The organism is uncultured Fretibacterium sp., from assembly GCF_938030725.1.
GTDB lineage: Bacteria > Synergistota > Synergistia > Synergistales > Aminobacteriaceae > Fretibacterium.
The window spans coordinates 1-7,722 of record NZ_CALHIQ010000065.1; the positions used below are offsets into that span (position 1 = coordinate 1).

At 66.0% G+C, this 7,722-nt stretch carries 10 protein-coding genes; 2 read left to right on the forward strand and 8 right to left on the reverse strand.

All coding sequences use genetic code 11. The features are described 5' to 3' along the window. The 7 genes from Q0629_RS03940 to Q0629_RS03970 form a co-directional block, all read right to left on the reverse strand. On the reverse strand, window positions 1–231 hold a 231-nt coding region (locus Q0629_RS03940; RefSeq protein ID WP_298779197.1), incomplete at its 3' end, for a hypothetical protein. A 3-nt stretch (window positions 232–234) separates the two neighbouring features. Next, window positions 235–600 carry a DUF1294 domain-containing protein gene (locus Q0629_RS03945; protein ID WP_298779199.1) on the reverse strand — a complete coding sequence of 122 codons (366 nt, stop codon included), beginning with the start codon at window positions 598–600 and terminating at the stop codon, window positions 235–237. Between the two features lie 16 nt (window positions 601–616). Beyond that, entirely contained in the window at window positions 617–841 is a 225-nt protein-coding gene (locus Q0629_RS03950; protein ID WP_298779201.1) for a hypothetical protein, read from the reverse strand. Between the two features lie 133 nt (window positions 842–974). After that, window positions 975–3,434 (reverse strand): homocysteine S-methyltransferase family protein, encoded by a 2,460-nt coding sequence (locus tag Q0629_RS03955; protein ID WP_298779203.1) that lies wholly within the window; start codon window positions 3,432–3,434, stop codon window positions 975–977. Next, complete coding sequence (locus Q0629_RS03960; RefSeq protein WP_298779204.1) at window positions 3,424–4,095, reverse strand: vitamin B12 dependent-methionine synthase activation domain-containing protein; 672 nt, start codon at window positions 4,093–4,095, stop codon at window positions 3,424–3,426. Before Q0629_RS03960 ends, Q0629_RS03955 begins: the two co-directional genes overlap by 11 nt. Then, complete coding sequence (gene metF, locus Q0629_RS03965; protein ID WP_298779206.1) at window positions 4,096–4,971, reverse strand: methylenetetrahydrofolate reductase [NAD(P)H]; 876 nt, start codon at window positions 4,969–4,971, stop codon at window positions 4,096–4,098. A 268-nt stretch (window positions 4,972–5,239) separates the two neighbouring features. Further along, on the reverse strand, window positions 5,240–6,391 hold the full coding sequence (locus Q0629_RS03970) for a DUF362 domain-containing protein (protein WP_298779208.1): 1,152 nt from the start codon (window positions 6,389–6,391) through the stop codon (window positions 5,240–5,242). Window positions 6,392–6,548: 157 nt separating this feature from the next. Between Q0629_RS03970 and Q0629_RS03975 the strand changes: the two genes are divergently transcribed. Further along, window positions 6,549–6,722 carry a YjfB family protein gene (locus tag Q0629_RS03975; RefSeq protein ID WP_298779210.1) on the forward strand — a complete coding sequence of 58 codons (174 nt, stop codon included), beginning with the start codon at window positions 6,549–6,551 and terminating at the stop codon, window positions 6,720–6,722. 127 nt (window positions 6,723–6,849) lie between these two features. Here the strand turns inward: Q0629_RS03975 and rpmB are convergent, their stop codons facing one another. Beyond that, window positions 6,850–7,068: a 50S ribosomal protein L28 gene (gene rpmB / locus Q0629_RS03980; protein ID WP_298779211.1), complete on the reverse strand. Its 219-nt coding sequence runs from the start codon at window positions 7,066–7,068 to the stop codon at window positions 6,850–6,852. Between the two features lie 263 nt (window positions 7,069–7,331). On the opposite strand from rpmB, the gene xseB reads away from it, so the two are divergent. Continuing rightward, the gene (gene xseB, locus Q0629_RS03985) at window positions 7,332–7,595 is read left to right on the forward strand and encodes an exodeoxyribonuclease VII small subunit (protein ID WP_298779213.1); all 264 of its coding nucleotides are present in this window, start codon (window positions 7,332–7,334) and stop codon (window positions 7,593–7,595) included. The last annotated feature ends 127 nt before the right edge of the window (window positions 7,596–7,722 follow it).

A 7,722-nucleotide genomic window follows, 5' to 3' on the forward strand; every position in this document is an offset into this window, starting at 1 on the left:
GTGCACGCCGGGCGTCGAGGCGATGTCGTCGTAGAGGTCCTGCCAGGTCCACAGGATGTCCTCCCGTTCGCCCAACGGGCCGAACTGCCCCTGGCCGGAACGGAGGAACCACCACTCCCGGTCCTTGCGGGAGGGGACGATAAAGCGCAGGGAGTTGCCCAGGGGGAGAAGCTCCCGGATCAGGGAGGAGAGGTTGGAGCCCCGAAGGTAGGGCAGGATGCGGACGCCCATGGGTTAGCCCTGGCGCGTCAGCAGCCAGAGGGCGAAGGCGAGGTGCAGCACGGCCGAGAGGACGATGACGACGAGGAAGGCCGGTTTTTGGGTCTTGTGGCGAAAGAGCTGCCTGCCACAGAGGGCGCCCGCAAAACCTCCGGCCAGCGACAGGAGGTGCAGCACGGCCTCCGGCACGCGCCACCCTCCGCGCCTGCTTTGGACCTTGTCGAAGCCGTAGAACAGAAACGTTGAAACGCTGCAGCAGAGGAGCCACATTGGATAGACGGTCAGGAAGCCGCCCAGGCGCCGCGCGGCCAGGGCCGTGAGGGCGATGCAGGCGGCAGCTGCGGCGAGGAAGAACCGGCGCGGCGACGACTTCATGGACATGACGGAGAACCCTCCCTCAAAGGCCGCCTCCGCGGCGCTTCTTCCGCTCCCAGAGCCACAGGAGCCCCATGCTGCCCAGGATGGCCAGGGCGAAGCCCACCCCGGCGCCGTAGACGGCGAAGAGAGCCCCCTCCTCGCTCCAGGGCAGCGCAAGCCCCCTGAGCAGGAGCGTCCCCAAAGCGACGATTGCCGCTGCTGCCGTCGCGCCCCGGAGGGCGGCCCTCTGCGTGAGTCTGCGCACGTCGATTGCCTCCTTAATAAATGGCCGGCCTTCCCAACCTTCCCGGATGCCGGAGTTCAGTCCGGGGGCACCTCTTTTTCAGGGGTAGCCCTACGTTAAAATTATACCCGCCCCGGCCGTTTTTTCCCCAGGTTCACGCCCCCTTGTCCTTCAGGAGCTCCGAGGCGATCCGAACGCTCTCCATGGCGTCGCGCGCGTAGAAGTCCGCCCCCGTGAACCGCGCCAAGTCCGGCGTCAGCACCGCTCCGCCCACCAGCACCTTTACGCCGGGGCACTCCGAGCGGACGCGCTCGATCGTGTCCTTCATGCTGGCGACGGTCGTCGTCATCAGGGCGCTGAGCCCCACGACGCGCGCGCCGCTCTCCCGGACCGCGGCGACGACCTGCTCCGGCGGCACGTCCTTGCCCAGGTCAACCACCTTGAAGTTGTAGTTCTCCAGAATGACCTTGACGATGTTCTTGCCGATGTCGTGTACGTCGCCGTACACCGTGCAGAGGACGATGGGCCCCAGCGCCGTTTCCGCGTCCTTTTGAGGGGAGGCGGCTAGAGCGGTCTTCAGGCGCTCAAAGGCGGCCTTGGCGGCGTCGGCGGACTTGATCAGCTGCGGCAGAAACAGGTGCTTCGCCTCGTACTCCCGCCCCACGGAGTCGAGGGCCGGGACGATGTGCTTCTCCACGATCTCCAGGGGGGCCAGGTCTCGAAGGAGCCTGTCCGTCTCCGCGGCGGCCTCCTCCTTCAGCCCCCGGACGATGGCCTCGTCCAGCCCCCCCGCGGCGGCGGGGGAGGCCTCGGCGTTTCCCGTCGGGACGGGTGCCGAGGCCGCAGCGGTCGGCTCCGGGTGCGCCTGACAGTAGGCGATGTAGTCGTGGGCCTCCCGGTCGATGCCGCTCAGCAGGCGCCACGCGGCCAGCGTCTCCCTCATGCCCATGTCCCCTGGATTGATGATGGCGGCGTCGAGGCCCTGCATCAGCGCCGCAGCGAACATCGTCCGGTTGATCAGCGGCCGGCGCGGCAGGCCGAAGGACACGTTGCTGAGCCCCAGCACGGTAGAAACGCCCAGCTCTTCCTTCGCCATCCGCACGGCGCGGAGCGTTTCCCGAACCAGGTCCTGCTGCGCGGAGGCCGTGAGGGTCAGGCAATCGATCAGGACGTCGCGGCGGGGGATGCCCAGCCGTTCCGCCTCCCGGACGATGCGCCGGGCCACGGCCAAACGATCCTCGGCTGAGTCGGGGATTCCGTCGTCGTCGAGAGCCAGCCCCAGGACGCAGGCGCCGTACTTCTTGGCGATGGGGAGCACCGTTTCCAGGCTCTTCTCCTTGCCGTTGACGGAGTTGAGGAGGGGTTTGCCGTTATAGGCGCGGGCGCCGGCTTCGAGCGCCGCCGGGTTCGGGGAGTCCAGCTGCAGCGGGAGGTCGACCACCGCCTGGATTTCCTCGACGGCCCGCCGCAGCATGGCCGGCTCGTCCACGTCGGGGAGCCCCATGTTGACGTCCAGCACGTGGCTCCCCTGGTCCTGCTGCTTCAGCGCTTCCTTCAGCACGTAGTCCATGTCCCCCGCGCGGATGGCGGCCTGGAGGGCCTTCTTCCCCGTGGGGTTCAGGCGTTCACCGATGATGACGAAGTCCGTGCCGAAGGAAACGGCGACGCCCGGCGTGCAGATACAGGTCCTGTCGGGGACGGAACGGGGTGCGACCTCCTGCCGTGCGGCGCGCACGGCGGCGGCCACCTTCGCAATGTGCGCCGGCGTCGTCCCGCAGCACCCTCCAAGGATCGCGCAACCCATCTCCGCGAACCGGACGGCGGCCTCTGCGAACTCGTCCGGCGTCACGTCGTAGAAGGAGGCTCCGTCGCGCATCACGGGCAGGCCCGCGTTGGGCTGCACCATGACGGGCGCATGGGCCAGCGCGCAAATATCCTGGACGATGGGGAGGAGCTGCTCCGGCCCCAGGGAGCAGTTCACCCCCAGGGCGGCGACGCCCAGGCCCTCGAGCGTCATGACCATGGACGCGACCGTGGCGCCGAAGAACGTGCGCCCGCCCTCCTCAAAGCTCATGGTGGCCAGGATGGGCAGGCTACAGTTTTCCTTCACGGCGAGGAGGGCCGTCCGAAGCTCGCGCAGGTCGGTGAAGGTCTCAAGCAGCACGACGTCGCTCCCGTCGCGGCCGGCGCGCACCTGTGCGGCCACCGCGTCGTAGACATCGTCGAAGGAGGCGTCCCCCAGGGGTGCCATCACGCGCCCCGTGGGGCCGATGTCGAGCGCGGTGAGCGCCCCTGTCTCCGCCGCCGCCTCCCGCGCCAGCCGCACCGCGGCGGGGACCACCGCGTCCACGGAGAGCCCCTCTCGTTCCAGCTTGAAGGGGTTGGCCCCGAAGGTGTTCGTGGTGATGAAGTCGGCGCCCGCCGCAGCGTACTCCCGATGGATATCCCGGATCAGGTCGGGGTGGGTGAGGTTCAGGGACTCCGGCAGCTCGCGCAGCTTCAGTCCCCGCGCCTGAAGCATGGTGCCCATGCCCCCGTCGAAGAACAGGATGTCCCGCCCCAGTTCCTTGGGGCGCGGCCCTCTCGTCCTCAGATGTCCAAGGTCAAAGTCCACAGCCTTCTCCTCTCTTTCTGTAGGGACACGTCTCCCGCCCGGAGCAGGTTCCGCAGCCGCGCGTCCGGTCCGTGTCCTGAAGCGACACGCCGATGATGGCGGTGACGGATTTGACGGGCGTCATCATGAAGCGCTTCGTCATGGCGAGGCCGATGCGCCGCGTCGCGTCCAGAACCGCGATGACGTCCGCCGAGGCCTGCAGGGGGGCATCGCCGTAGCCGGGGCTGAAGCGCATGGTGAGGTGTTCCCCCTCCTTCAGGTCCCCGGCGATCTTCCCTTCCTCCTCGTCGCAGAGGGCGTCCGCCCGCACGGATGCGCAGGCGTCCAGCATGACGCCTCCCAGCATGTCCCGCGCCTGAGCCCTCAAGATGGCGCGGTCCACCTCGCTGCCCAACGTCACCGCCATGAGGCAGCACTCGCTGGATTGGGCCAGGAGCCTGGCCAGGTCCCGGCTCTGGATGGTGAAGCCCGCGACGGCGACGCCCAGGCCGTCCGCAAGGAGCTCCAAAGGGAAGCGCCGGGAAACGCCCCGGGGCCGCGCGACGCCTTCAAGCTCCTCAAAGGTCCGCCTCACCTGCTCAGCGAGCTCTCCGCTGCGCTGGTTTAGGGGAACGCGCATGAAGCGCAGCGCGTCGTCGATCATGGCCTGCGTGGGGTGCATTCAGGACCTCTTGACCCTCATGGAGTAGAGGATGGCGCGGATGTTCTCGTCGATGCGGCGCACGACGTCCGCCTGGTTCATGGTGTAGAGGTGGATGCCCTCCACCCCGCGGGCCAGGAGGTCGATGATCTGATCCGTGGCGTAGGCGATGCCCGCCTCCTTGATGGCCCCAGAGTTGTGCCCGTAGGCGTCGACGAAGCGCTGCACGCGCGCGGGTACGCTGGCGCCGCACATGGTGATCATCTTCTCGATCTGGTGGGGCGAGGTGATGGGCATTATGCCCGCGATGATGGGCTGCTTGATGCCGATGGCGCGAGCCTTGTCCCGGAAGGAGAAGAACGTGTCGTTGTCGAAGAACAGCTGCGAGATGAGAGCCTTCACGCCGAGGTCGCACTTCTCCTTCAGGTGATGCAGGTCCGTCCCCATGCTGGGGGCCTCCAGGTGCTTCTCCGGGTAGCAGGCGGCGAACAGGTCGAAGTCGCTGCCTCGTTCGTTGATGAAGGCGACGAGCTCCGAGGCGTGGTGAAACTCGCCCAGGTCATTCTCGTCCTTCAGGTCGCCGCGCAGGGCCAGGACGTTTCGGACGCCCGCGGCCGTGAGCTCGTCCAGGATTTCCCCGATGTTTGCCCGCGTGGCCCCGACGCAGGTCAGGTGCGCCACGCCCATGATGCTGTACTTGTTCTGGATGCCCGAGGCGATCCTCACGGTGTTGTCGCGGCTGGTCCCGCCCGCGCCGTAGGTGACGCTGATGAGGTCCGGGCCGAGGCTCGCCAGGTTGTCGATGGTGGCGTAGGTCCCCTCGAGGCTTGTCGAGCCCTTGGGGGGAAATATCTCAAAGGTGTAGCTTGGCGTCGGGATGTCTAAAAGCTTCTTCACGGTGACGGCAACTCCTTTCATTATGACGCAGCGCGGCTGCGGAACGGTCCGGCGCCCCCTGCAAAACGGAAACGCCGCCCCTGCGACCATGGACGGCGTTTCCCTGAAAAACGACAAAGCTCCACTTATCGCTGTCAGCAGGACCACCTTGAACGACGCATCGAACAGGTTGGCGCAGGATCGTCGAGCTGACTCTCTCCCCGTGCTCTCGATAAAATATTCAATTTGAGAATTCTATCACAAGGGCCTCCGCTGGGCAAACCGGCTTTCACCGAAACCATCCAACCAACCGTTCGATCTGCCGGCTGAAGCGGACGAGGGGGCTCTCTCGAAACGCGATGGCGCGGACGGGGCACATCTCGTGGCAGCAGTAGCAACGGATGCACTTGCCGTAGTCGAACCGGAGCGTTCTGCCGCCGAGGATCAGCGCGTCTGCGGGGCAGACCTCCGCGCATCGCCCGCAGCCGATGCACCGCTCCGCGATTTGGATGGGGCGGGACGTCATGGCCCGCTCCAAAAAGGGCAGGCGAGGCAGGAGGCGCAGGCTGCCCTGGGCGGGGAGCCTGACGCTGAAGACGTGGTCCGGCGGAAGGTCGCCTGCGACGTCCGCGTCGTTCAGCGCGCACTGGGGAAGGCGCCGCTGCCTGGCGGCGCGGTACAGGGGAAAGTCCTCGAGGCGGACGCCCATCATGCGGCAAAGCCGCAGGTCCATGAGGAGTGGGTCGCGGGCGGCCGCCACGACGCCCCAGGGGTTGGGGCGGCCGCTGGTGGGCCCCTCTCCGTCCATCCCAACGACGCCGTCGAGGATCGTCAGGCAGGGGGCCACGGCCCCCGCGATGTCCAGGAGGAGGGACGCGAAACGATCCCGGTCGAAGCCCACGTCGAAGTGCCATGCGGCCTTGGCGCGCCCCACGACGCACCCGAACAGGTTCTTGACGCCCAGGGTGAGGAGCATCTGTCCGTGGGTCTTCATCTTGGGGAGGTTTACGATGGCGTCGGCCTCGAGGACCAGGCGGCTCACGTCGATCTTCCGAAAGAGGGAGTCCTCGGAGGTCTTCAGGGGCGCGGGGTCCGTCAGCTCCACGCAGGAGATTCCCAGTTCCCGTGCGACGCCCGCGAAGCCGGCTCGCTCCGCGGCCTCATGGAAGGCGTCGATGCCGGGGCTGTCCGCGATGAAGGGCCTTGCGCCGCAGTCCAGCAGCAGGCGGGCGACGGCGCGGACGACGGAGGGGTCCGTCGTGGCGCGGCGCTCCGGCGCGTGCCTGCCCACCAGGTTCACCTTCAGGAGCACGCGATCTCCGCGCTTCACGAGGCTCGATGCGCCGCCAAAATGGTCAAAGGCCCGCCGCACCGCCGCATCGATGCCCACCTGATCGTAGTCCTTCTGCTGGATCAGCAACAGTCCGCCCTTTTCGTCCATGACCTCTGCGCCCCCTCCTTTCGGGTTCTGCGGCTGCGGCGCCGCTCGATCAGCTCAAACGCTTTCATTTCGTCCGCGCCGCGGTTCGGATGTGCTATCATAAACAAAGCGGCTCTGGCCTGCAAAGTGGACAGGGTGCTGCCGAAGGGGGTGAGCGATGGTGGACATCACGGCGGATGTCGCGCGGTATTCCATGGAGATGGCCTCGGCGCGGACGGCTCAGGCGGTCCAGACCTCCATGCTGAAGAACGTCATGGAGGCCCAGAAGGACATGATGGCGCAGCTTCTCAAGTCCATGGGGCTTGGCGGCTCACTGGACGTCAGGGCGTAGTGACGCAGGTTTGGGGCAGTCCGCCAGGGCCGCCCCAAAATTTTGCCCAGGCTTCGGTGAAGAGGGGGCGCGACCGCCGCTCAGACCACATACAAAAAAAGGGCTCCGACAGGAGCCCCGAATCCGTTTACGCCTCAGCCGGCGCCGTGGTGGCCATTGCCCTCCGGACGAAGCCGGACCTCAGGCATTTGGTGCAGACCCGCACCTTGAACGTCGTACCGTCGCCCGCGTCGATGCGAACGCTCTGAAGGTTGACGAGCCAACGACGACGGGTGTGCCGGTTCGAGTGGCTCACCGCGTTTCCCGAAGCGGGCCCGCGCCCGCAGCACTGACAGAACTTTGCCATGATCGTTTCCTCCCTGCATCGGGCGTGGGGGAGGGAGCGCTTCCCGATGCCTCCCCGCTCCGCCGAGCGATCCTCAAAATTAACTCTAGAATTTTATCACAACTTTTGGAGAATCGCTGACTGATCTTAAAAAGTTGCAGAAGATGATGTCGTCGTCCGTAAACGCCCCGTCCGTTTTTTGCGCCGCGACCTGCTACAATAACGCAAGGCAACCAATAACGTGGAGATCGTTATCTCGTTTGACCTTGCGGGAGGGAAAGGATATGCCGTTCGGAGAAAATCTGGCGCGTCTGGATGAGATCGCAAAACGCCTGGAGTCCGAGCCGATGTCGATGGACGAGGCGCTGGCGGTTTTTGAAGAGGGGGTGGCCCTCGTCAAAAAGAGCGAGAAGCTGCTCCAGAGGGCGGAGCGGAGGGTGACGATCCTGACGGAGGAGGGGGAGGCGCTTTTCGAGGCCGCGCAGCCAGCGGACGTCGAAGATACAGGGGAGGATGAGGAGAAGGACGAAGGGGAATTTGACCTGTAAAAACGGAATTTCCGCACGCTTTTCTCCTTTTTGTGATATCCTTTAGACACGTTGCGATGTTGGTCCATCCAGGGACCGTCGCGGTGTTCGTTCTTTACTCTTATTATCTTTTATTTTCCCAGCGATG